Annotated in this window: 27 protein-coding genes; 10 read left to right on the forward strand and 17 right to left on the reverse strand. The window is 58.5% G+C overall.

What is annotated here, in order from left to right; genetic code table 11:
- Window positions 1-34 precede the first annotated feature (34 nt).
- From ruvC to ruvB, 3 genes are all read left to right on the forward strand, one after another.
- Window positions 35-571: a crossover junction endodeoxyribonuclease RuvC gene (ruvC, locus tag F0185_RS22070; protein WP_167228114.1), complete on the forward strand. Its 537-nt coding sequence runs from the start codon at window positions 35-37 to the stop codon at window positions 569-571.
- A 20-nt stretch (window positions 572-591) separates the two neighbouring features.
- The gene (ruvA, locus tag F0185_RS22075) at window positions 592-1,170 is read left to right on the forward strand and encodes a Holliday junction branch migration protein RuvA (protein ID WP_167228116.1); all 579 of its coding nucleotides are present in this window, start codon (window positions 592-594) and stop codon (window positions 1,168-1,170) included.
- A 136-nt stretch (window positions 1,171-1,306) separates the two neighbouring features.
- Window positions 1,307-2,371 carry a Holliday junction branch migration DNA helicase RuvB gene (gene ruvB / locus F0185_RS22080; RefSeq protein ID WP_166870337.1) on the forward strand — a complete coding sequence of 355 codons (1,065 nt, stop codon included), beginning with the start codon at window positions 1,307-1,309 and terminating at the stop codon, window positions 2,369-2,371.
- A gap of 1 nt (window position 2,372) precedes the next feature.
- On the opposite strand, the gene yidD is transcribed toward ruvB, so the two are convergent.
- A complete protein-coding gene (yidD, locus tag F0185_RS22085) occupies window positions 2,373-2,828 on the reverse strand; it encodes a membrane protein insertion efficiency factor YidD (protein ID WP_167228118.1) in 456 nt (151 codons plus the stop codon).
- A 141-nt stretch (window positions 2,829-2,969) separates the two neighbouring features.
- On the opposite strand from yidD, the gene F0185_RS22090 reads away from it, so the two are divergent.
- Both F0185_RS22090 and F0185_RS22095 read left to right on the forward strand, forming a co-directional pair.
- Window positions 2,970-3,551: a DUF4291 domain-containing protein gene (locus F0185_RS22090; RefSeq protein ID WP_167228120.1), complete on the forward strand. Its 582-nt coding sequence runs from the start codon at window positions 2,970-2,972 to the stop codon at window positions 3,549-3,551.
- A 51-nt stretch (window positions 3,552-3,602) separates the two neighbouring features.
- Window positions 3,603-3,932, forward strand: a complete 330-nt coding sequence (locus F0185_RS22095; RefSeq protein WP_167228122.1) for a YnfA family protein — start codon at window positions 3,603-3,605, stop codon at window positions 3,930-3,932.
- A 178-nt stretch (window positions 3,933-4,110) separates the two neighbouring features.
- On the opposite strand, the gene F0185_RS22100 is transcribed toward F0185_RS22095, so the two are convergent.
- The 10 genes from F0185_RS22100 to F0185_RS22145 form a co-directional block, all read right to left on the reverse strand.
- Entirely contained in the window at window positions 4,111-4,512 is a 402-nt protein-coding gene (locus tag F0185_RS22100; protein WP_167228124.1) for a hypothetical protein, read from the reverse strand.
- 189 nt (window positions 4,513-4,701) lie between these two features.
- Window positions 4,702-5,115 carry a hypothetical protein gene (locus tag F0185_RS22105; protein ID WP_167228126.1) on the reverse strand — a complete coding sequence of 138 codons (414 nt, stop codon included), beginning with the start codon at window positions 5,113-5,115 and terminating at the stop codon, window positions 4,702-4,704.
- Between the two features lie 519 nt (window positions 5,116-5,634).
- Complete coding sequence (locus tag F0185_RS22110) at window positions 5,635-6,021, reverse strand: Imm39 family immunity protein (protein WP_167228128.1); 387 nt, start codon at window positions 6,019-6,021, stop codon at window positions 5,635-5,637.
- Window positions 6,022-6,773: 752 nt separating this feature from the next.
- Window positions 6,774-7,070: a hypothetical protein gene (locus tag F0185_RS22115; RefSeq protein ID WP_167228130.1), complete on the reverse strand. Its 297-nt coding sequence runs from the start codon at window positions 7,068-7,070 to the stop codon at window positions 6,774-6,776.
- A 127-nt stretch (window positions 7,071-7,197) separates the two neighbouring features.
- Window positions 7,198-7,935 (reverse strand): hypothetical protein, encoded by a 738-nt coding sequence (locus F0185_RS22120; protein WP_167228132.1) that lies wholly within the window; start codon window positions 7,933-7,935, stop codon window positions 7,198-7,200.
- A gap of 62 nt (window positions 7,936-7,997) precedes the next feature.
- Window positions 7,998-8,699: a hypothetical protein gene (locus F0185_RS22125; RefSeq protein ID WP_167228134.1), complete on the reverse strand. Its 702-nt coding sequence runs from the start codon at window positions 8,697-8,699 to the stop codon at window positions 7,998-8,000.
- Window positions 8,700-8,759: 60 nt separating this feature from the next.
- On the reverse strand, window positions 8,760-9,224 hold the full coding sequence (locus tag F0185_RS22130) for a hypothetical protein (protein ID WP_167228137.1): 465 nt from the start codon (window positions 9,222-9,224) through the stop codon (window positions 8,760-8,762).
- A 63-nt stretch (window positions 9,225-9,287) separates the two neighbouring features.
- The gene (locus tag F0185_RS22135; protein ID WP_167228139.1) at window positions 9,288-9,683 is read right to left on the reverse strand and encodes a hypothetical protein; all 396 of its coding nucleotides are present in this window, start codon (window positions 9,681-9,683) and stop codon (window positions 9,288-9,290) included.
- Between the two features lie 98 nt (window positions 9,684-9,781).
- A complete protein-coding gene (locus F0185_RS22140; protein ID WP_167228141.1) occupies window positions 9,782-9,967 on the reverse strand; it encodes a hypothetical protein in 186 nt (61 codons plus the stop codon).
- Window positions 9,968-10,035: 68 nt separating this feature from the next.
- Window positions 10,036-10,455, reverse strand: coding sequence for a hypothetical protein (locus F0185_RS22145; protein ID WP_167228143.1), 420 nt, complete (start codon window positions 10,453-10,455; stop codon window positions 10,036-10,038).
- A gap of 233 nt (window positions 10,456-10,688) precedes the next feature.
- On the opposite strand from F0185_RS22145, the gene F0185_RS22150 reads away from it, so the two are divergent.
- The 5 genes from F0185_RS22150 to F0185_RS22170 all read left to right on the forward strand — a co-directional run bounded on the left by F0185_RS22150 (window position 10,689) and on the right by F0185_RS22170 (window position 14,062).
- On the forward strand, window positions 10,689-11,144 hold the full coding sequence (locus F0185_RS22150) for a YaiI/YqxD family protein (protein ID WP_166898485.1): 456 nt from the start codon (window positions 10,689-10,691) through the stop codon (window positions 11,142-11,144).
- Between the two features lie 58 nt (window positions 11,145-11,202).
- Window positions 11,203-11,430, forward strand: coding sequence for a hypothetical protein (locus F0185_RS22155; protein ID WP_167228145.1), 228 nt, complete (start codon window positions 11,203-11,205; stop codon window positions 11,428-11,430).
- A 171-nt stretch (window positions 11,431-11,601) separates the two neighbouring features.
- Entirely contained in the window at window positions 11,602-11,838 is a 237-nt protein-coding gene (locus tag F0185_RS22160; protein ID WP_167228147.1) for a hypothetical protein, read from the forward strand.
- Window positions 11,835-12,599: a prolipoprotein diacylglyceryl transferase gene (locus tag F0185_RS22165; RefSeq protein WP_167228151.1), complete on the forward strand. Its 765-nt coding sequence runs from the start codon at window positions 11,835-11,837 to the stop codon at window positions 12,597-12,599. Before F0185_RS22160 ends, F0185_RS22165 begins: the two co-directional genes overlap by 4 nt.
- Window positions 12,596-14,062 (forward strand): radical SAM protein, encoded by a 1,467-nt coding sequence (locus tag F0185_RS22170; protein WP_167228153.1) that lies wholly within the window; start codon window positions 12,596-12,598, stop codon window positions 14,060-14,062. Before F0185_RS22165 ends, F0185_RS22170 begins: the two co-directional genes overlap by 4 nt.
- Window positions 14,063-14,082: 20 nt before the next feature.
- On the opposite strand, the gene F0185_RS22175 is transcribed toward F0185_RS22170, so the two are convergent.
- The 6 genes from F0185_RS22175 to F0185_RS22200 all read right to left on the reverse strand — a co-directional run bounded on the left by F0185_RS22175 (window position 14,083) and on the right by F0185_RS22200 (window position 20,694).
- Window positions 14,083-14,841: a hypothetical protein gene (locus tag F0185_RS22175; protein ID WP_229477134.1), complete on the reverse strand. Its 759-nt coding sequence runs from the start codon at window positions 14,839-14,841 to the stop codon at window positions 14,083-14,085.
- A gap of 24 nt (window positions 14,842-14,865) precedes the next feature.
- Window positions 14,866-15,237: a VOC family protein gene (locus tag F0185_RS22180; protein WP_187362607.1), complete on the reverse strand. Its 372-nt coding sequence runs from the start codon at window positions 15,235-15,237 to the stop codon at window positions 14,866-14,868.
- Window positions 15,238-15,308: 71 nt separating this feature from the next.
- Entirely contained in the window at window positions 15,309-15,989 is a 681-nt protein-coding gene (locus F0185_RS22185; protein ID WP_167228155.1) for a hypothetical protein, read from the reverse strand.
- A 7-nt stretch (window positions 15,990-15,996) separates the two neighbouring features.
- A complete protein-coding gene (locus tag F0185_RS22190; protein ID WP_166870354.1) occupies window positions 15,997-16,446 on the reverse strand; it encodes a DUF2147 domain-containing protein in 450 nt (149 codons plus the stop codon).
- Between the two features lie 106 nt (window positions 16,447-16,552).
- Window positions 16,553-17,455 (reverse strand): hypothetical protein, encoded by a 903-nt coding sequence (locus F0185_RS22195; protein ID WP_167228157.1) that lies wholly within the window; start codon window positions 17,453-17,455, stop codon window positions 16,553-16,555.
- Window positions 17,456-17,883: 428 nt separating this feature from the next.
- Complete coding sequence (locus F0185_RS22200; protein ID WP_167228159.1) at window positions 17,884-20,694, reverse strand: valine--tRNA ligase; 2,811 nt, start codon at window positions 20,692-20,694, stop codon at window positions 17,884-17,886.
- Window positions 20,695-20,720 lie beyond the last annotated feature (26 nt).

Below are 20,720 nucleotides of genomic sequence, written 5' to 3' on the forward strand. Positions count from 1 at the left end.
TACCGAAGTTTCTCCGGCGGTATACCATTCGTCCATGATTATTCTTGGCATTGACCCGGGCCTGCGCACCACAGGCTTCGGGCTTATCGAAAAGCAGGGCAACAAGCTGCGCTACATCGCCTCCGGCACCATCAAGACGGTATCGGAAGGCGAGCTTCCCGGCCGCCTCAAGGTGATCCTGAACGGGATCGCCGAGATCGTGCGCACCTACCAGCCGCACTGCGCGGCGGTGGAAAAAGTCTTCGTCAACGTCAATCCCCAATCGACCTTGCTGCTCGGGCAAGCGCGCGGCGCCGCCATTACGGCGCTGGTCGGCGCCGACCTGTCGGTGGCCGAGTACACCGCGCTGCAGGTCAAGCAAGCGGTCACCGGGCACGGCAAGGCGGCCAAGGAACAGGTGCAGGAAATGGTGGCGCGCCTGCTGGTGCTGCCGGGCCTGCCCGGAACCGACGCCGCCGACGCGCTCGGCGTGGCCATCTGCCATGCCAACAGTATCGACGCGCTGGCGCTGATCGGCGCGCTGGCGCCTTCGCTTTCCGGCCTGCGCATGAAGCGCGGCCGTCTCGTTTAACCTCGCTTGAAGGTCTTCCCATGATCGGACGTATTTCCGGAGTTTTGCTCGAAAAAAATCCGCCGCAGTTGCTGATCGATTGCAACGGCGTTGGCTATGAAGTCGATGTGCCGATGAGTACCTACTACGACTTGCCCGCCCTCGGCGCGCAGGTCACTTTGTTCACGCACCAGGCGATCCGCGAAGATGCGCATTTGCTGTTTGGCTTCGGCAATGCGGCCGAGCGCGCCGTGTTCCGCCAGTTGATCAAGATCACCGGCGTGGGGGCGCGCACGGCGCTGTCGATCCTGTCGGGCATGACGGTGAACGACCTGGCCCAGGCCGTGACCTTGCAGGAAGCGGGGCGCCTGGTGAAGGTGCCCGGCATCGGCAAGAAGACGGCGGAACGTTTGCTGCTGGAACTGAAGGGCAAGCTCGGCGCCGATCTCGGTTCGGTCGGCGGCGTGGTGCAGCACGATGCGAAATCTGACATTTTGAATGCGCTGCTGGCCTTGGGGTATTCTGACAAGGAAGCCACCTTGGCATTGAAGAATATGCCGGCCGGCAGCACCGTATCGGACGGCATCAAGTTCGCGCTCAAGGCGCTGTCCAAAGGTTAATGCTGTTAAGTTAAGCCATATTTGCCCCGAAATTCAGCCTCGTCATTCCCGCCTTCGCGGGAATGACGGAAGGTAGTTCGACGCCATTCAACAGGCTGAGCTTTAGCTGCAATCACATTTATCCGAAGGTTCATTCATGAGTATCCAGACCGACGATTTCAGCGAGCAGCGCATCATTGCGCCTACGCCGGCGTCGCCCAACGAAGAGGCGATCGAACGCGCGCTGCGGCCCAAGCAGCTCGACGAATACGTCGGCCAGGAGAAAATCCGCGGCCAGCTCGAGATTTTCATTTCGGCCGCGCGCAAGCGGCGCGAAGCGCTCGACCACACCTTGCTGTTCGGGCCTCCGGGGCTGGGCAAGACCACGCTGGCGCACATCATCGCGCGCGAGATGGGCGTGAACCTGCGCCAGACCTCCGGCCCGGTGCTCGAGCGCCCGGGCGACCTGGCCGCGATCCTGACCAATCTCGAAGCGAACGACGTGCTGTTCATCGACGAGATTCACCGCCTCTCGCCGGTGGTGGAAGAAATTTTGTATCCGGCGCTGGAAGACTACCAGATCGATATCATGATCGGCGAAGGGCCGGCGGCGCGCTCGGTCAAGCTCGACTTGCAGCCGTTTACGCTGGTCGGCGCGACCACGCGCGCCGGCATGCTGACCAATCCGCTGCGCGACCGCTTCGGCATCGTGGCGCGGCTCGAGTTCTATAACACGGCGGAACTGACGCGCATCGTCACGCGCAGCGCGTCCCTGCTCAATGCGCCGATCGTCGAAGAAGGCGCGCGCGAAATCGCCTTGCGCGCGCGCGGCACGCCGCGTATCGCCAACCGCCTGCTGCGGCGGGTGCGCGATTACGCCGAAGTCAAGGGCACCGGCGAAATCACCAAGCCGATGGCCGACGCCGCGCTGGTCATGCTCGATGTCGACTCGGTCGGTTTTGACGTGATGGACCGCAAACTGCTCGAAGCGGTGCTGTTCAAGTTCGGCGGCGGGCCGGTCGGCATCGGCAACCTGGCGGCGGCTATCGGCGAGGAGAGCGATACCATCGAAGACGTGCTGGAACCGTACTTGATCCAGCAGGGCTATTTGCAGCGCACCCCGCGCGGACGCATCGCCACGCCGCTGGCCTACCAGCACTTCGGCCTGGCCGCCCCGCGCACCAGCCCGACGGGCGACTTGTGGGACAACCTGGCTCCGTAAATCAGCGCTGGCCGCGCCGGTCGGACTGGGGTGGAATGTAGATCAGTTCTTCTTCCTCGCGCTGTTTGCGGCGATCCTTCCACCAGTCCCAGAAGTCTTTGGCGTCGACGCAATCGGACACCGTATCACAGGCGTCGCAGGCGTCGCCGGGGGAGGGCAGGTCGACCGAGCAGTCGCAAGGCACGCAATCGCCGGCCTGGCCTGGCCGCACCAGCAGCGGGCGCATTGGCGGCGCTGGAGGCGGGCGATAACGGCGGTAGGCGACGCCGCATTTGCGCAGGCGTCCTCCCAGCACCGCCATGCCATCCCACACGCCATAGCGGCGGATGGCGCGCGCGCCGAAGGCCGAGCAGCTGGCGTTGCCCGTGTAGGCGCAGTAGGCGCAGCAAAAACCCTTGTAGGGTGACAGATGACGCTGGTAGAAACCGATCGCCGAGAGTGCGAGTGTTTTCATCATGGTGGGCATGTCGCCAACGCTGAGCGCGGCGCCTGTTTTGATTTCAGGAAACAATGTTTTTTGGGAGTATGTCCTTCAGACTCTTCCAGAACAGGCAGGTATTTACGAGGTTTATCTACCGTAAAACAGGAGAGTCAACGCATGCAAGCAGCAATTGAGGAGACGCCGGAAGTGCCCCAGCGCCAGATCCGCGCCGTGTATGATGACGCCACCATCCGCGTCTACCAGGCCTATTCGAACGAGGTTGCCGAGGCCGCACTGGCCAGGGGAACCTTCGTTTCGCCGCCATTCAAGATGGAGCGCATGACCTGGATCAAGCCTTCGTTTTTGTGGATGATGTATCGCGCCGGATGGGGTTTCAAGGACGACGGGCAGCGGCGCATCCTGGCGATCGATATCAGCCGGGATGGGTTCGAATGGGCGCTGGAGCACGGCTGCCTGAGCCATGCGGAAGGGGATGCCGAGGGTTCGGCCGAGGTCAACAAGGATCGGTATCCGGTGCGCATTCAGTGGGACCCGGAGCGCGACCTGCATCTGAACAAGCTGGGATACCGCTCGATCCAGATCGGGCTGAGCAAGGAAGCGGTGAGCTTGTACGTGACGCAGTGGGTGCGCGCCATCACCGACGTGACACCGCTGGCGCACGAGATCCATGCGCTGGTGCAGGCGGGCCGGCCCGACGAGGCGCGCGCCAGGCTGCCGGTGGAGCGGGTGTATCGATAGGCCGGGTGGCGTTTCTGCGCCGAGCTGGCGCAAACAGGGAAGGACAATGGCTTGGATATCTTGAAGTTGGCTGTACTTTTCTTCGTGACGGCGCTGGCGGAAATCGTCGGCTGCTATCTGCCGTGGCTGGTGCTCAAGCAAGGCAAAAGCATGTGGCTGCTGATCCCGGCGGCCCTTTCGCTGGCCCTGTTCGCCTGGCTTCTGACGCTGCACCCCGCAGCGGCCGGCCGTACCTATGCCGCTTACGGCGGGGCCTATATTTGCGTCGCCTTGTTATGGTTGCGCTTTGTTGATGGCGTTGCATTGACTCGTTTCGATGTTGCTGGAGCCGCGCTGGCGCTGGCCGGCATGGCGATGATTGCTTTGCAGCCGTCGCAGTAAGGGAAGCGGGCGCTGAGCGCTTATTGTTGATGAGTGGTGTACGCAAACCCTGCCTGGCGTTGAAGAAGGGCAGCTACGAATGGGTACATGATCCCACGAGTGGCCACACTTAGTCGCTGAACAGTCACAAAAATTGTAAAATGGGACGGAACGTCTTCCTTACATTTGAACTCATGTACTACGATTCAGATTTATTGGGCTTTGAACGATTTTCAATAGTTGTCTCGTCAATTTGCGAAATATCTTTATCTAATAAAATTTCTGAAGATTCGTCTGATTTATTTATCGCTATCTTAAAGAACTCAATAAGAGTTCCTCCCTGCCAATGAATGTACAGGCGTTCTTCCTTCGTATTCTTATCTACCTCCACTAAAACGCGACGACCCGATATTTCCTTCCAATGTTGGCTTGGAGCTAATTCAAAAACATTCTCTAAAAAATATGTGATTATCCATTTATTGTCTTTAGTTGGTATTCCCTGCATATTCACGCACGAGTTAAACCATTTTGGAAGAGTCTCCGCAGGATGTTGTATATAGTACTCAGCGGCCGCTATAACAGTAGCTCTATCAAACTTCATTCTTACCTCCTATTATTGAGAATATAATCTCATCATTTCTCGACGTCTAATTTCAATGTTCATGATTGAATCCTCTAAAGGGTTAAAATGACCGTAAATTCGGTAGCCAGGCGCGACTCCTTGGCTGGTCACCTCATGCCCCCAAACTGTCTAAATGTCAGACCTGGCACCGTTCCACAGTTGCACCAATTATTCTGCTGAAATATTTGGCGCCATCAACAAATCGCTGAGTCTTTCCAACATACCAATTCTGTTTTCTGGTATCAAATTGCGCAAAGTCGCGGGATTGTCCGCTGCATTTCTAATGCATTCATAAAATCTCTCCAATCTTTCAGTTCTTTTCGACGGAGACGCTTCCAATTTTGTCCGCATGTCGATTACACCGAATGACTTGCCATCGATAGATTTGAGGAATTCAGGCGAATGAAGGTACGAATAGCCGGTACATAATTCATGAACGATACTCGCGATTTCCCTTGCAGCATCTTGTTCGGGCGCGCTGAGACGCTCAGTTGAAAAAATCGCCCCTCCTTTTAACAAGTCGATGTCTTCGGCCTTTGTCAAAGCTAACGAAAGTTGTAGCACCATTTTTTTCGTTATCATTATTAGAACCCTTGGCAATGAATCCAATGCACGTCATTGATATTGGGAAAAATCTTGAAATCATTGTGCTGTGGGCCCGGCAGGAGCGTTCCAATCGGTTTGACGCCCAAGATCACGTTATCTAGCGTACGGTAATAATCAAGTATTCGATATTCGTATGGCAAACCCGTTACAGGACTGTTGTACGGACTCGTTCCGTAAAGTATCTGCTTCACGTTCAAGCCTGCAACGTTTAGCTGGCGCATTCGATTTTATACCGAACCGTGAATTATCGTTCCCTGTATTTTCAAATCCAACGCCAGAAAATCTGCATCAGCAGCGTATACTGACTGTCGCCAATTGGTAATGGCTATTAACAACGTTTCAGTTTGATCAGCATTTGCGATCACTTGTCCTTCGGCATTCATGCGCAGGCCAAGATTTCGTCTAATCGATTTAGTCGTGTCGATCTTGACCTGTTCCGCACTAAGCTCCAATGCGTCAAATTGCTGCTTGGGTACCCATTCTGCGCGGCCTGCACTACTTGCCCCTGAGATTATCTAAAAATTCATAAGGCAAGTCAAAATTTGCCGCTACATCACATAGAACCTCGATCATCACGACTTTAAAATGATCTTCCAACTCCTGGGAATTCAAAGTTTCCAGATGTTTAGCGTCCAACTCGATAGCTACTGGCAACATACTCCTGTTGACGTCAATATCACCGATGTCCGGGATCGGCTTATCACGAGTACCAAAGCGCAGGATCAAGCTAACGGTGCGAAAGCGCGCAGCTGATAGATATAGATTTCTTTCAAGTTCAGGTTCGAGTATGTTGCGAGCTTTCATTGCAGCCGGTCCAAACTGCCTTGCTTTACATTTTACTAGGGAGACCCCGCCCACAACGAGATTTCTAATATTACTCATACGTTACCTATTTGCTAAATTTCCAGGGGGAAGGTCGCTGCCATACATCGAACGATATCGTTCAATCAGGCGCGTCTCATACGCGAGTCCTACACTTCTATTCGGAAGCGTGTTTCGAATTTCACTGGTAAAAGACTTATCCGGATATAGCATATTATGATTCCTTACTTGATTTTCTGCTCGCAATGAAAGGCCGCTCGCGTTAATGCCGTCGGTACTCTCCCCGATTTTCTAGTACGCCCCGGAATTATCAGCAATTGCATACACATGGGTTGGGTTAGGATTACTCAAACTATTCCATGAACCGACGAAGTGACTTCAGGATTGGTTCGTTCCCACCGAAGCGGTCCTGTTCCACCATTTGATGAACGAAGAGGGCAATTAAGTTCCGACACCTGGTGAAGGCCCAATTACCTCGGTCATGAACGCGTCCGCCTCATAGCATGATGAATGCTGTCGTCGTCGTAACGGCCTTGATTTTTGTAGTCGACGTATTCGCCTAAATAAAACAGTTCCCAGATTGCACGCTCGAAACGCATGTTTTTCTCGCGATAAACGGTGACCTCGAAGCTACTCCGTTCCTGATCGCCATAAACTTCAACAATTTGAGACTAGTTCAGCGGTTTTCACTGCCGTAATGGTAACTATCTCCGTCGGAGTCAAAGCGCTCCGCTTCCCAGTATGAGGGCAAAATTCGTCCATCTCCGCAGGGCCCATATCATCATGCAAAATGACTATTTCGCGCAAGAACATCATTTGATATCCCGGTGCGCCAATGCCCATTGATCGACACTGCAGCCGTCCAGCAGAACACCCTGATAGAAGCTAACGGCCTCGGGCAGCGGTGCTGCGCCTTTTATTCTGCATCGCATGAACTGGATGGTTACGATAGATCCGCTCGCACGAAGCAGACGACGAAATTCAAGCACGTCCGATTCCGTGAAATCGGCAAAGCGCTCCCGGTTGGCCATGTCATCGAATGAGACATCGCGATCGAGAAGTTGGCTAAATCGACGCAGGCTGGCGTCCGAGCAGCATTCGGGGTTCATTTAGAGGCTCCATTGTCGCAGGGTCTTTGGTTCGCCAGCGACCTCATCGGTAGGTTAATTGATTCGGGTTTCGTATAGTCTTTCGGCTCCGGGATTTCATTGCCGCTGCGTTTTGAAAATCTTTGTGTTACTCGGTCAAAAACCGCCACAATGTCGCCAGCAAGTCCTCTTTCGACACAAACGCACGCTGCGCATCGTCGCGATCGCGGATCAGGATAATCTGGCCCATGCCGGGAGATAGTATTTCAATGACTTTCTTCCGGTAGTTCGTTATTTCAAGAAAACCGTTTACGACGCCATCCAGGTTGTCGATTTCACGCAGGACGGTCGCATAGTTGACGAAGGAACCCGCTCCGTATGTCCCGCCACCCGTTTTCGGGTTATCGAAATACAGAAAGGTTTTCGGCGCGACTTCCCGTTGCCAATTCTGCGTATCGACCATTTTTCTGCGCAAAAAATAGAAATCGTCGATCAATTCGTCGCCTGAAAATTCGGATTGATGCACCGGAAAACAAAGAAGCAAGCGATCGCGTTTGTCGTCCAGGATGCCTTTGAAATGGGAATGAAAATTTGGCGGGGCCAGTATCAAATGTGAAAATCCATATTTATTGAATGCAAGCGGATGAATTTTCAAATGCGCGGCTGCGATGAACAGAGGCGCGTTCAATAATATGGATGAGGCGAAATCATCATCTGCGATATTGTCTGATATGACCAGCAAATCATTACCTTCGGTGGACGTATCCCCGAAGCGAAAGTAATTGTAGCAAGTTGTTGTCGGCAGCTCTTCCGACGCTCGTGTAATCCCGTGTTCCAGATCGATAACGCCGGAAAAATTGGCGACTATATCATTGCGATTCAACATATTCAGTTCTCTGCGTGCCTGTTAAGAAATGGAGCTTATCCAGGCCGTTCATCAAGCCGGGCTCACGGGCGTGGGGTAGTCGCTTCCAGGACCGGCGTCAGAAAATCGTCGTAGATCGACAGCGTCACCATGTACGCGATCTCATCCGATAACGCGCCAGACGGCGCATCCCCATACCGTTTGCGTTCCAGTTCAATGGAAATGATGCGTTTCTCATTTTTCCAGCTGACCATCTTCACGCGCTGGAGTGGGCTTTCCAAGGTAGTATCGACGAATGCGGCCCGCACTGCTTGCATTGACGGATAACTGCGCTGGGTCTCGCCTGAATAAAGAACCGTCGTTCGGTCTTTGTCTCGCGTCCAGCCCGCCTTGTCAATGATGGCCGCAGTCCTCTCGCACCACGCCAGCCCGGCATCGAGGGACATCATCCTCGAACTTGGCCTGTCGTCAATGTGATTGACGACGCTATTTCTGATGATCATGGCGATCGATTCCATTCCGGAAATCGAAAAACCACGAACAGGATGGACGTAGCGCAACTCATGAGTAAAATCCTCGTGATATTCCGAACGCATTCCATTGGGCATGACCTCATGAAAAATGACGCGGCTGGCTGAATCCCGCGCGACGTCGCTCGCCGTCATTCCCAAACCCACTGATACCTTGGGCTCGGCCACATCAACCACCGCTTGTAGTTTTCCACAGGCAGGCAGGAAGGAAATCATTCCAAGCAATGCGACAAGAATAGGACGGGAAACATACATTGGATTACCATTTTTCAGTGAGGGCGGGATGGACAGTGCCTGCGGGATGCTGGGCGATGATTACTTTTCTGAAAGATTTATGTCCGAAATCATCAATTCTCCTGTTTCAAGATCAACGACACCCCTGTGAATGGCGCTGCCACAAATCTCCCAGCCATACAGATCATAGTCGTCGGAAATATAGTTAACCCCCTCAATAACATTGTCCGAAGACGAAATGCATGTTATGCAGATGATGACGCCCTCTTCCAGTTCGATGTTGGCCCCGTTAATACGTGTGCATGCACTGCATCCCCAAAAATCGATGAAATTGAACGAACTGGATATTGTTGGCTGAACAAGGCACACGTAGCCGCAGTCCGGGATGCACGTATCCAGATCCAGCCTGGACCCGATTGTGTAGCTCGCCAACTGCGCGCGCACACAAATTTTGGTTTGTAAGTTAGTGCGACTGTCGGCTTGCGAGACAGAATCGCAAAAAGCACATTTCATGTTCCCGACGATATAGTCGTAACCGTAACTCATTTTTTCACGCCTTTCTGCTGAAGGACCGCCGTACATTAGCCGATACGGGCTCTCCGCGCTCCGCTACGCAATGTATTTTGCGACGAGACGGTCAAGCGTGGCGGCATCAATATGAGAAATGTCATTGTCCAGCATAACCTCTACCGATTCATCGATTTTACTGATCACTAGCGTGAAAAACTCAATTGGCGGCGCTCCGTGCCAATGAATGAAAAACTTACTCTTCATCGTCTTCTGGTCTATCTCTACCAGAACGCGGCGGCCACTCATGTCTTCCCAATGTTGGTTAGGCCCCAATTCAAATATCGGCGATAAGTTATATGTTATGCGCCATTGATTCTCTTTGGTCTGACTTCCGTTCATGGTGACGCACTCCTTAAACCATTCTGGAAGCGTGCTCGCCGGATGCCGCATAGCATACTCTGCGGCAGCTATAACAACAGCCCTGTCAAAATCCATATATGTTCTCGTGCTGAGTTAATTCTTTCAAGCGGAAAGTGACATTGACGCCGGCAAAAACCGGCAGACTGATTCGACGTTCTGATAGCGCTGATCTGTCAGTCGGGCGCATCGGATGAGGGCGGATTTTTCCGGTTTCGCATCAGGAATTTTTTCCCCGCCGTGAGCGCGAAAAATATTCCCGCCAGCGCAAACCCCGCCGCATATTCCTTCGACGACATCGCAAAAAACAGCGCGCCGGCCAGGAGGAAGCACACCACAGCGGTGAGAAGAGGATTTTTCATGAAAGGCAAGCCCGGTATTGTCGCAGATCGTCGAGTATGACCTGCAAGCGCGCGCGTATCAAGCGCGCTTACTTGGGTGGCAGCATCTCGTCGGCCCGCTCGCGCCAGCGTCGCGGACGATATCCAGGGTCGCGTTTGGCCGGCCACACGAAGGACGTGAACATGAAGATCGACACGCACAGCAGCGGCAGCATCACTCCCAGCACGGCAGGCTCGGGATAACGGTAGATCATGGCGCCGCCCGCGATCAATTGAAACAGGACGATCAGCACCGCCAGTGTGCGCCGCCAGGCCGAGCGCAGGGTCCGATAACCGACCACGGCAAAGAAAAAGTATCCGCAAGCAAAGGCGAGAATGCCGGCGCCCATGACCAGCAAGGTCGCGCCGCCCGCAAACGGATGCAGTTGCGCCGGCGGCAGCAAGGTCAGCGAAGTGGCGAACAGGGCCGCCAGGCCCGCCAGGAAGGCGAGCGCCTGTAGAAGTAACATCCGGACTCCGCATGATGCGACGGACTCGTGTCCGGCATGGTTCAAAGGAAAAATTGCATGATATTTATTAAACTTGTCGAAACATAACACATGTTTCAATGCGGTGCCAACGGGGCGCGCCAAGGCGGTGCGCCAAGGCGAGGCGCTAAGGCGGCGCGCCAAGGCGAGGCGCCAAGGCGGCGCGCTATACTTCGCGCACCCGCTGCTAACCCGCTAAGAAAGAACTGAAGATGATGCAAATCTGGGTCGATGCCGATGCCTGTCCGGTCGTGATCAAAGACATCCTGTACCGTGTGGCCGAGCGCCTGCAACTGAACGTGACCCTGGTCGCCAACCAGCTCATGCGGGTGCCGCCGTCGCGCTTCGTGCGCGCGGTGCAGGTGCCGTCCGGGGCCGATGTGGCCGATGCCGAAATCGTGCGCCTGCTTAATCCAGGCGACCTGGTGGTGACGGGTGACATTCCCCTGGCCGCCGACGTGCTGCTCAAGGGCGGCTTTGCGCTCAACCCGCGCGGCGAGTTCTATACCAACGACAACATCGCGCAGATGCTCACCATGCGCAAGTTCATGGATGAATTGCGCGGCAGCGGCGTGGACACCGGCGGCCCGGCGCCCTTCGGCCAGGCCGACCGCCAGAACTTCGCCAACCAGCTCGACCGCCACCTGGCGCGCCACGTCAAACGCCCCTGAACCGGCGTACAATCACGGCACGTTCCGATGAACAGCGACGACTTCTGCAAAGGTCACCATGAAGGTCTTACGTATTTTTGGCATCTTGGTCGCCGTGCTTGCCATGGTCGGCTTCGGGTTGTGCGGGGTGCTCGGCGTGATGATCGGTTTCCGGCCATACGCCGATGCGGCAAACATGTTCGATGAAACTTTTTTCATGGGCCTGGCTGGGCTGGCGATCTTCGCCACGCTTGCCTGGTTTCTTGGTAGAAAGCTGTATAGAGCGTTCAGCGCACCCGGTAAGTGAGTCGGCCTTCGCTACCATCGGGGACCTTGAAAAACCGTAGCGAGCGGCGCAAGTTTCGTTCGAGAAGCGCAACCGTACGAAGGTACGGTGAGCATCGCAGGGCGAAAATTGCGCTGCGCAGTAGGTTTTCCGAGGTCACCATCGTGACGCACATTTTCTCGTGAGGCAGCTGTGTCCTTTCTACGCACCGTCGTCTTGTTGATTGCCTTGATCGCCATGGTCGGCATCGGCGCATGTGGCGTGCTCGGGCTGTATCTTGCCGCGCACTCGGGACCTGCGGCAGCGCCGAACGAATTGCTCGTCTTTGGGCTCATCGGCGTGACCATTTCCGCCATGCTTGGCTGGGGTATCTACCGCCGCTTGCGCAAGACAGGCGCGCCGCCAGCGCCGCCGCAGTCGGAGCAATGACGCTCCCCCTATCCCCCGGCGTCGCCCACGCCGTACACCTGCTGTTCGAATGGACGGCAGTTGCCGTCGGCATGCAGCTGTACCGGCGCCAGCGCGCGCGTGCCGGCGCCAGCGGTATCCTGAGCAACAGCGGCTACGCTGTGGTCATCGGCTGCATCCTCGGCGCCGCCATCGGCAACAAGCTGGTGTTCTGGATCGAGTACCCGCACCTGTGGGCCGCGCAAGCGGGTACCATCAGCGTCTGGATGTCCGGAACGTCGATTGTCGGCGGCCTGCTCGGCGGCCTGCTGGGTGTGGAAATCGCCAAGAAATTGACCGGCCAGCGCCACTCCACCGGCGACCAGTTCGTGCTGCCGCTGATGGTCGGCATCGCGCTTGGGCGCGTCGGCTGTTTTCTCGCGGGCCTGAACGACGGCACCTACGGCAAGGCCACCGCGCTGCCGTGGGGCGTCGATTTCGGCGACGGCATTGCGCGCCACCCCACCCAGCTGTATGACATCCTGTTCGTGCTCGCGTGGGGTGGCCTGCTGCTGGCGCTGCGCGCGCGCTGGCGCGACAAACCGGGCCTGATGTTCAAGCTGTTCTTGTCCGGCTACCTGCTCTGGCGCCTGGCCGTCGACGCCATCAAGCCGCTGCGCTACGATTACGGCGCGGGCCTGGGCGGCGTGCAGCTGGTCTGCGTGGCCGCGCTACTTTGTTATCTCCCTTTACTCGCCAGGCAGCTCGGCGGGCCGGCGCCACTGAAAGCGATCGAACCATGAGCCGGAAAATCCGACCCTACCTGTTTTACGACACCACCACCTCGGTGTGCTCCACCTGTCTGCATCCGGTCGAGGCCAAGATCATCTTCAAGGGCAGCGACGTCTTCATGGACAAATGGTGCAGCGCGCACGGCGCCGAAAGGGTGCTGGTGAGCGACGATGTCGATTACTACCGCCTGTGCCGCGAAGTCTTCGTCAAGCATCCCGAGATGCCGCAGACCTTCAACACGCCCATGCAATACGGCTGCCCGTACGACTGCGGCCTGTGCCCCGACCACATGCAGCACTCCTGTTTGTCGATCGTCGAAATCACCGACAACTGCAACCTGAACTGCCCCGTGTGCTACGCCGAAAGCGGCACCCACCGCGAACAGCACAAACCCTTCGACGACATCATCAAGATGCTCGATGCGGTCGTCGCCAACGAGGGCGAAGCGGACGTGATGCAGCTCTCCGGCGGCGAGCCGACCCTGCACCCGCGCTTCTGGGACATTCTCGACGCGGCCAAGGCGCGCCCGATCAAGCACGTGATGGTCAACACCAACGGCATCGTGCTGGCGCAGGACCCGGCCTTCGCGCGCCGCCTGGCCACCTACGCGCCCGGCATCGAGGTGTACCTGCAGTTCGATTCCCTGCGCAGCGACGTGCACAAGGCGCTGCGCGGCGCCGACCTGACCCGCATCCGCGCGCAGGCCCTGGCCAACCTGAACGCGGCGCAGTTGTCGACCACCTTGGTGGTCACGCTCAAGAAGGGCCTCAACGACGACGAAATCGGCGCCATCATCGACTTCGCGCTGACCCAGCCCTGCGTGCGCGGCGTGACCTTGCAGCCGATCCAGGATGCCGGCCGGGTGGAACGGTACGATCCGCGCGTGCACCGGCTGACCGTGTCGGAAGTGCGCCGCAAGATCACCGAACAGACGTCCCTGTTCACGCTGGCCGATATCGTGCCGGTGCCCTGCAATCCGGATACGCTGGCCATGGCGTACGCGCTCAAGACGGGCGATCAGGTGGTGCCGCTGACGCGCTACCTCGATCCGCAAACGCTGGTCGAAGGCAGCAGCAACACCATCGTCTTCGAACGCGACGAGACGCTGAAAAAGAGCATGAAGGAGCACATCTTCAAACTGTTCGCGACCAATCATTCGCCCGAGTCGCAGGCCAACTGCCTGTCGGAGTTGATGTGCTGCCTGCCGCTGATCGACGCGCCGGCAGGCCTGAGTTACGACAATGTGTTCCGCGTGCTGATCGTGCAGTTCATGGACGCGTATTCGCTCGACGTGCGCGCGCTGAAAAAATCATGCATCCACTTTGCGCAACCGGACGGGAAGATGATCCCGTTCGAAAGCTATAACCTGCTGTACCGCAGCGGCGAGCAATTGGCCACGATCCGCGCCAGCATCGCGCAGCAGACCGCGCAGCGCGCAAGCGTGCGCAAGGTCATTCCGATCGGCGCGCAGTAAACCGCACGGCGGGACGTGCTTCAACGCTGCGCGCGTTTGCTGGCAACGACCTCGCCGAGGGAATGCGCTCCGGGTGCGTACAGCGCCAGGCCGGCGCCGGCAACGGCCATGGTCAGCGCCGCCGCCAGGAACACCCGGCGGGTGCGGCGGATGGCCGCCTCGATCCAGTGGACGCGGTCGAGGCCCCGAAGGCGGCGATACAGGCTGGCCGACAGCAGCCCGTCGACCAGCAGCTCTGCAAACAGCAGCGGCGCCGACGACACCAGCGAGAACATCATGAAGATGGCGGCCCCGAGGGCGGCGCCCAAGGCCGCGAGCAGCGCCAGGGGAATGAGCAGGTCTTCGGCGTCGCCAACCGCCTCGAGCGTTTTGTCGATGCCGTTCTCGCCGATGTCGGACAAGATCCCGCTGCCGGGCGAGTCGAAGTTGGCGCTTGCGCCGCCGCCGTCGAAGCTGCCGCCGCCGCCGCTCCAGGAGGGGCCGGAGCCACCTCTGGACGGCGTCAGGTCCGGCAGAACGGCATCGCCGCCGGGCCAGCGCAGCCATAGCCACAGCAACAACAGGAAGACGAGATAGGCGACGGCGATCGATGCCGGATAGCGCAGCCACATGGACTGCATGCCGGCCGCCAGCAGCAGGAAGGAAGCCAGGAAGCCCGCCGCGCCGGTGAGTGTAACGAGCAGCAGCATCTGCAAGCGCGGATAGCTGTCGCGTTCGAGCTTGCCGCGCAGGCGAGCGATGTCGCGCTCGCGCTGCGGGACGGGCTGACGCCTTCTCATGCGTGACACAGGAGGCCCTGGCCGTCAGGTGTCAGGCGTGTGGCACACCGCTTCGATATTGTGGCCATCGGGGCCGATGACGAAGGCGCCGTAATAGTCCGGATGGTAGTGGGCGCGGATGCCCGGCGCGCCGTTATCCTTCGCACCCGCTTCGAGCGCGGCGGCATAAAACTGGCGCACCTGCTCGCGGCTCCCGGCCGCGAAGGCGATGTGCATGGGGCTTTGCGTGGCGCTGTGCTCGCCGAACCAGAACTCGGGCTTGGATTGCTTGCCCATGCCGATCCAGCCCTTGACTTCGGTGATGATGGTGATGCCCAAGGGCGCCAGCGCCTTGGTGAAGAAGGTCTTGGCGTGTTCGCTGTTGCTCACTGCAATGCCAAGATGGTCGATGATCATGCTCGCTCCATGTCGTTACAATCACTCAATCATAATTGAATGGCAATGTACGGGCAAGCGCCGTCACGGCCTCAACAACCAATGCCTCCGTGGCAGGCAATGTGTTTCAGCAAGAAGCCCTTGGCCTTTTGCGACGACAAGAACAGGCAAGAACCCGACGAGTTGTTCCCGGAGTAGCCCATCAGCAGATCGAGCTGGCCGTCGCGATCGAGGTCGCCGGCCCATTGCAGGCTCACACTGGCCTCGATGCCCGGTTCCACGCTCAGTTCCTTGAGTGGCGTGCGCTGCCCACCCTTGACCAGGAAAACCCGCTTGTTCTTCGTCTCGATGCGGAAATCAACGCCCTTGAACCTGATATCGACCGGGCTGCCGGCCTCGATCAGCGAGCCGTTTTCTCCGGTCTCGTTGTCTGTTACCTCGAGCGGACCTGGGGTCAGGTAGGGCAGGCGCAGCAGGGCTAGCGCGTTTTTCCGGCTCGATGCGATGGCCACGCCCGTGCGCTGGCCGGGTTCATCGGAGATGGTGTCCTCGAAGCGCGTGCTCCTGATCTTGGCCGGCAGCAGTTCCCAGCGTTTGCCGACGGGCGCCAGCGCCAGCCAGCCGGCGCCGGGATGGACCGGCGCTTCTCCCTCATGATAGCCGCCCGGCAGCAGGAAGCTCCAGCGAATGTCTGGCTCGCCGGATACCGCAGGAGCGGCGGCGGCGAAACTGAGCACGGTCGCGGACAGGGCCAGCAGGAGGAAGGATTTCACGGCGTGTTTATTCTTCGCGTACCCACACTTGCGAGCGGCCGAACATCGGCATGCCGACATAGCCGCGCACGTTGAGCTTCTTGCCGCCTTCGACGACTTTCAGCTTGCTCTTGTAGACCTTGCCGTTATCCGGATCGAGAATCTGGCCGCCGGTGTATTCGTCGCCTTCTTTTTTCAGGCCGCTCATGAAAGTCATGCCGAGGATCGGCTGGTCCTTGTTGACGCCTTCGCACTTGTTGCACTTGGGATTTTGCTCGGTGCCTTCGGGACGGAACAGTTTTTCCAGCTTGCCCTGGATCTCGCCGTTGTTCTCGCTGATGCGGATCAGCGCCTTCGGCTTGCCGGTCACGTCATCGATGTTTTTCCACAGGCCGACCGGGGACGCTGTTTCCTGCGCCATTGCCGGCGTCATGGCCAGCATGGCGGCGATCAGGGTGGCTGTTGTCAGTGCTTTCATGGTGTCTCCAGTATTGTTAGTGTATGTAGCGCTGCTAGTGTAGCAAACCGGCATCGCACTGACCCCACAACTTTGTATCAGGTTGTGTGGGTCTTACTGGAGTGGCTCAGGGCGCCGCGATGATCTTGACGATCTCGACGCGCGTGCCGGGCACCAGCGCGCCTTGGGCGGTCTGCTCTTCGGTGCGGATCCAGCCGAAGCCTTTGGCGCGCCACGTCATCGACACCTGGCCTGCCACCGAACCAGGGAAGGCAATCTTGCAGGCGTTGACGAACGGGCGTCCGGCGACGGTGATCGTGTCGAAGCCGACGAAGGTCAATTCGTCCGACAGTGTCTCGACCTCGGTGTTCGTTACCATGCGCGATGCGCCGGACTTGTCGAACTCGAGGTGCCAACTGGTGCTGGTGTTGGTGTAGTTGGCCATGACCGTCTGGCCTGCGACCATCGTCAGCGGGAACGACGCTTCCTTGGAAAAGATGTCCTTGCCTTTCTGGGCGCCGCTCGTGTCGTACTGGCCTACACCGAGCATCCTGTAGATATTGTTATCCAGAGTGAAATACGGACCGCCACGGCGCGCGCCGTTATCGCGCAGTTCCACGATGCCGTAGGCCATCACGCCCTCGAACATTTCCTGGACAACGACGTGAGTGTAGGTATCGGACGTTGTGTATTGGGTGCCAGGCGTTACCTGGAAGCAGTCGGCGAACGACGTCGAGGCGGACGTCGACGTACCCGATACCGGCGCCGGAGCGGGCGTTGGCACTGGTGCGGTAGCAGGAACAGGAACAGGAACAGGAGCTGGTTCCGGGGTGACCACCGGCGCCGGCGTCACCGCGACTGGCTCCGGCGTCACCACCGGCGCGGGCGTCACCACCGGAACTGGCGCTGGCGCCACGACCACGGGCGTCGCCGGCGCCATGGCCGGCGTGGTAGTGTGATCGGACGATCCGCCGCCGCAACCGGCGATCAGGACGCTGGACAGGGCGATGGCATAAGCTGATTGTTTCATGGTATTCCTCTTTCAAAAATCGTCGTTCTGCGCCAGCCAATGGAAATCCATCACGGCCATGCCGCGGGCTGTGCAAGCTGTTGTCTGCGTGCCGGCGTCAACCGGTAGATGATGTTGTTATGCGCGCTGGGAACGCCAGATCCGCGCAAGCGCACGGAACCGGGTATCAGGGTGTCTGTCGACGGCAAACGTCGGTCAACGGGAACAAATCAGGAACATCGCAGGCGTTCATCGGAGAACCAATAGCGGGACTGGGTCCGACTCACCAAAGAGCGATAGTATAGGGAAACCTTAAGTTCTTGTCAGGAAATATTGTCAAATGTGAAGCAAAAAAGACAGTGGATATGTCCAAATGACATTTTTCCGTACGTACAGCGCGCTTTTGCTCTATCAGGAGAAGCAAAAGCGCGCCGCACCGTTGCAACAGCTTACGCGGTCGGCAACTTGGCCAGCTGCTCGCGCAGCTTCTCGATGGTGGCCGAGAACGCGACCAGGCGCTCTTTTTCCTGCGCAACCACCGCCTCAGGCGCCCGCGCCACGAAGCTCTCGTTGCCCAGCTTGCCGTTCACCTTGGCGATTTCGCCTTCGATGCGCGTGATTTCCTTCGACATGCGCTCGCGCTCGGCAGCGACATCGATTTCCACCTTCAGCATCAGCTTGGTCGCGCCTACCACCGCCACCGCCGCCGGCGATTCCGGCAAGGTGTCGACGATGTTCACTTCCGACAGCTTGCCCAGCGTTTGCACGTAGGCCGCATAGCTTTCCAGGCGCGCGCGGTCGGCCGCGTCGGCCGCTTCGACGATCAGCGGCACGCGCATCGACTCCGGCAGCTTCATTTCGCCGCGCAGGGTACGGGTGCCGTCGGTCAGCGCCTTGAGCTGGCCCATCCACTCTTCCGCGCGCTCGTCGATGAGCGCGGGATTGGCTTCAGGATATGGCTGCACCATGATCGAGTCGCCGGCCGGGTTGAGCGTTTTGCCGGCCAGCGGCGCGACGGTCTGCCACAGCGTTTCGGTCACGAACGGGATGATCGGATGCGCCAGGCGCAGGATCACTTCCAGCACCCGCAGCAAGGTGTTGCGGGTGGCGCGCTGCTGGCCTTCGCTGCCGTGCTGGATCTGGACCTTGGCCATTTCGAGGTACCAGTCGCAGTAGTCATACCACACGAACTTGTGGATGGCCGAGGCGATGTTATCGAAGCGGTAGTCGTCGAAGCCCTTGGCCACTTCCATCTCGGCGCGCTGCATGGTCGACAAAATCCAGCGGTCGCCCTGCGACAGGTCGGCGTCGGCCGGCACGCCGCAATCCTTTTCCTGGGTGTTCATCAGCACGAAGCGGGTGGCGTTCCACAGCTTGTTGTTGAAGTTGCGGTAGCCTTCGGCGCGACCCAGGTCGAAGTTGATGTTGCGGCCCAGCGAAGCATAGCTGGCCATCGTGAAGCGCACGGCGTCGGTGCCGTACGCCGCGATCCCCACCGGGAATTCCTTGCGGGTGGCCTTGGCGATCTTTTCGGCGTCGCGCGGATTCATCAAGCCGGTGGTGCGTTTTTCGACCAGCGCTTCCACATCGATACCGTCGATCAGGTCGATCGGATCGAGCGTATTGCCCTTCGACTTGGACATCTTCTGGCCGCTCGAATCGCGCACCAGGCCATGCACGTACACGGTCTCGAATGGCACCTTGCCGGTGAAGTGCGCGGTCATCATGACCATGCGCGCCACCCAGAAGAAGATGATGTCGAAGCCCGTCACCAGCACCGACGACGGCAGGAAGGTCTTGAGGTCGAGCGTTTCTTCCGGCCAGCCCATGGTGGAGAAGGGCACCAGCGCCGACGAGAACCAGGTATCGAGCACGTCGTCGTCGCGGCGCAGCGGCGCCGTCACGCCGGCCGCCAGCGCCTTGGCCTTGGCTTCTTCCTCGGTCTTGGCGACGAAGATATTGCCGGCATCGTCGTACCATGCCGGGATCTGGTGGCCCCACCACAGCTGGCGCGAAATGCACCAGTCCTGGATGTTGTTGAGCCACTGGTTGTAGGTGGTGTTCCAGTTCTCTGGCACGAACTTGATCTCGCCCTGGGCGACTTTGTCGAGCGCCACTTCGGCGATCGATTTACCCGGGAAGAAGGTGCCTTCCGGGGCCGGCTTGGTCATGGCCACGAACCACTGGTCGGTCAGCATCGGCTCGATCACGACGCCGGTACGGTCGCCGCGCGGCACCATCAGCTTGTGCGGTTTGACTTCCTGCAGCAAGCCTTGCGCATCGAGGTCGGCCACGATCTTTTTGCGCGCGACAAAGCGGTCCAGGCCACGGTAGGCTTCTGGCGCTTCGTCGTTCATTTTGGCGTCGAGCGTCATCACGCAGATCATCGGCAGCTTGTGGCGCTGGCCGACGGCGTAATCGTTCAAATCGTGCGCAGGGGTGATCTTCACGCAGCCGGTGCCGAACGCCTTGTCGACGTATTCGTCGGCGATGATCGGGATTTCGCGGTCGGTCAGCGGCAGCTTGAGCATCTTGCCGACCAGCGCCGCGTAACGCTCGTCGGTCGGATCGACCGCCACGGCGACGTCGCCGAGCAGGGTTTCAGGACGCGTGGTGGCCACCGTCAGATGGCCGCTGCCATCGGCGAACGGATAGCGGATGTACCACATCGAGCCGTCTTCTTCGACCGACACCACTTCCAGGTCGGAGACGGCGGTGCCCAGCTTCGGATCCCAGTTCACCAGGCGCTTGCCACGGTAGATCAGGCCCTGTTCGAACAGGCGCACGAAGACGTCGGTGACCACTTTCGAGCGCGGTTCGTCCATCGTGAAGTATTCGCGCGACCAGTCGGGCGAGGTGCCCATGCGGCGCATCTGGCCGGTGATGATGTTGCCCGACTTTTCTTTCCATTCCCAGACCTTGGCGACGAACTTCTCGCGGCCCAGGTCATGGCGCGACACTTTTTGCGCGTCGAGCTGGCGCTCCACCACGATCTGGGTGGCGATGCCGGCATGGTCGGTGCCCGGAACCCAGGCGGTATTGAAGCCGCGCATGCGGTAGTAGCGGGTCAGGCCATCCATGATGGTCTGGTTGAACGCATGGCCCATGTGCAGGGTGCCGGTGACGTTCGGCGGCGGCAGCTGGATGCAAAACGACGGCTTGTCGGCGTCGGTGGTCGCGGCGAAGTAGCCGCGTTTTTCCCACTCCGCGCGCCAGTATCGTTCAATGTCGGCGGGCTCGAAAGATTTGTCTAATTCCATGGTTTGTCGTGTATTTTTGCGAAAAC

Origin of the sequence: Massilia rubra, assembly GCF_011682065.1 — a bacterium.
GTDB lineage: Bacteria > Pseudomonadota > Gammaproteobacteria > Burkholderiales > Burkholderiaceae_D > Telluria_A > Telluria_A rubra.

Excerpts from the sequence above, each read along its gene's own strand:
- F0185_RS22115 (WP_167228130.1), bottom strand. The coding sequence starts at position 7,070 with ATGAACCCCGAATGCTGCTCGGACGCCAGCCTGCGTCGATTTAGCCAA.
- F0185_RS22140 (WP_167228141.1), bottom strand. The coding sequence starts at position 9,967 with ATGAAAAATCCTCTTCTCACCGCTGTGGTGTGCTTCCTCCTGGCCGGC.
- F0185_RS22135 (WP_167228139.1), bottom strand. The coding sequence starts at position 9,683 with ATGGATTTTGACAGGGCTGTTGTTATAGCTGCCGCAGAGTATGCTATG.
- yidD (WP_167228118.1), bottom strand. The coding sequence starts at position 2,828 with ATGATGAAAACACTCGCACTCTCGGCGATCGGTTTCTACCAGCGTCAT.
- F0185_RS22175 (WP_229477134.1), bottom strand. The coding sequence starts at position 14,841 with ATGAGAAGGCGTCAGCCCGTCCCGCAGCGCGAGCGCGACATCGCTCGC.
- F0185_RS22150 (WP_166898485.1), top strand. The coding sequence starts at position 10,689 with ATGCAAATCTGGGTCGATGCCGATGCCTGTCCGGTCGTGATCAAAGAC.
- F0185_RS22190 (WP_166870354.1), bottom strand. The coding sequence starts at position 16,446 with ATGAAAGCACTGACAACAGCCACCCTGATCGCCGCCATGCTGGCCATG.
- F0185_RS22145 (WP_167228143.1), bottom strand. The coding sequence starts at position 10,455 with ATGTTACTTCTACAGGCGCTCGCCTTCCTGGCGGGCCTGGCGGCCCTG.
- F0185_RS22170 (WP_167228153.1), top strand. The coding sequence starts at position 12,596 with ATGAGCCGGAAAATCCGACCCTACCTGTTTTACGACACCACCACCTCG.
- F0185_RS22200 (WP_167228159.1), bottom strand. The coding sequence starts at position 20,694 with ATGGAATTAGACAAATCTTTCGAGCCCGCCGACATTGAACGATACTGG.
- F0185_RS22180 (WP_187362607.1), bottom strand. The coding sequence starts at position 15,237 with ATGATCATCGACCATCTTGGCATTGCAGTGAGCAACAGCGAACACGCC.
- ruvB (WP_166870337.1), top strand. The coding sequence starts at position 1,307 with ATGAGTATCCAGACCGACGATTTCAGCGAGCAGCGCATCATTGCGCCT.
- F0185_RS22195 (WP_167228157.1), bottom strand. The coding sequence starts at position 17,455 with ATGAAACAATCAGCTTATGCCATCGCCCTGTCCAGCGTCCTGATCGCC.
- F0185_RS22100 (WP_167228124.1), bottom strand. The coding sequence starts at position 4,512 with ATGAAGTTTGATAGAGCTACTGTTATAGCGGCCGCTGAGTACTATATA.
- F0185_RS22105 (WP_167228126.1), bottom strand. The coding sequence starts at position 5,115 with ATGATAACGAAAAAAATGGTGCTACAACTTTCGTTAGCTTTGACAAAG.
- ruvA (WP_167228116.1), top strand. The coding sequence starts at position 592 with ATGATCGGACGTATTTCCGGAGTTTTGCTCGAAAAAAATCCGCCGCAG.
- F0185_RS22130 (WP_167228137.1), bottom strand. The coding sequence starts at position 9,224 with ATGAGTTACGGTTACGACTATATCGTCGGGAACATGAAATGTGCTTTT.
- ruvC (WP_167228114.1), top strand. The coding sequence starts at position 35 with ATGATTATTCTTGGCATTGACCCGGGCCTGCGCACCACAGGCTTCGGG.
- F0185_RS22125 (WP_167228134.1), bottom strand. The coding sequence starts at position 8,699 with ATGTATGTTTCCCGTCCTATTCTTGTCGCATTGCTTGGAATGATTTCC.
- F0185_RS22165 (WP_167228151.1), top strand. The coding sequence starts at position 11,835 with ATGACGCTCCCCCTATCCCCCGGCGTCGCCCACGCCGTACACCTGCTG.
- F0185_RS22110 (WP_167228128.1), bottom strand. The coding sequence starts at position 6,021 with ATGAGTAATATTAGAAATCTCGTTGTGGGCGGGGTCTCCCTAGTAAAA.
- F0185_RS22155 (WP_167228145.1), top strand. The coding sequence starts at position 11,203 with ATGAAGGTCTTACGTATTTTTGGCATCTTGGTCGCCGTGCTTGCCATG.
- F0185_RS22090 (WP_167228120.1), top strand. The coding sequence starts at position 2,970 with ATGCAAGCAGCAATTGAGGAGACGCCGGAAGTGCCCCAGCGCCAGATC.
- F0185_RS22120 (WP_167228132.1), bottom strand. The coding sequence starts at position 7,935 with ATGTTGAATCGCAATGATATAGTCGCCAATTTTTCCGGCGTTATCGAT.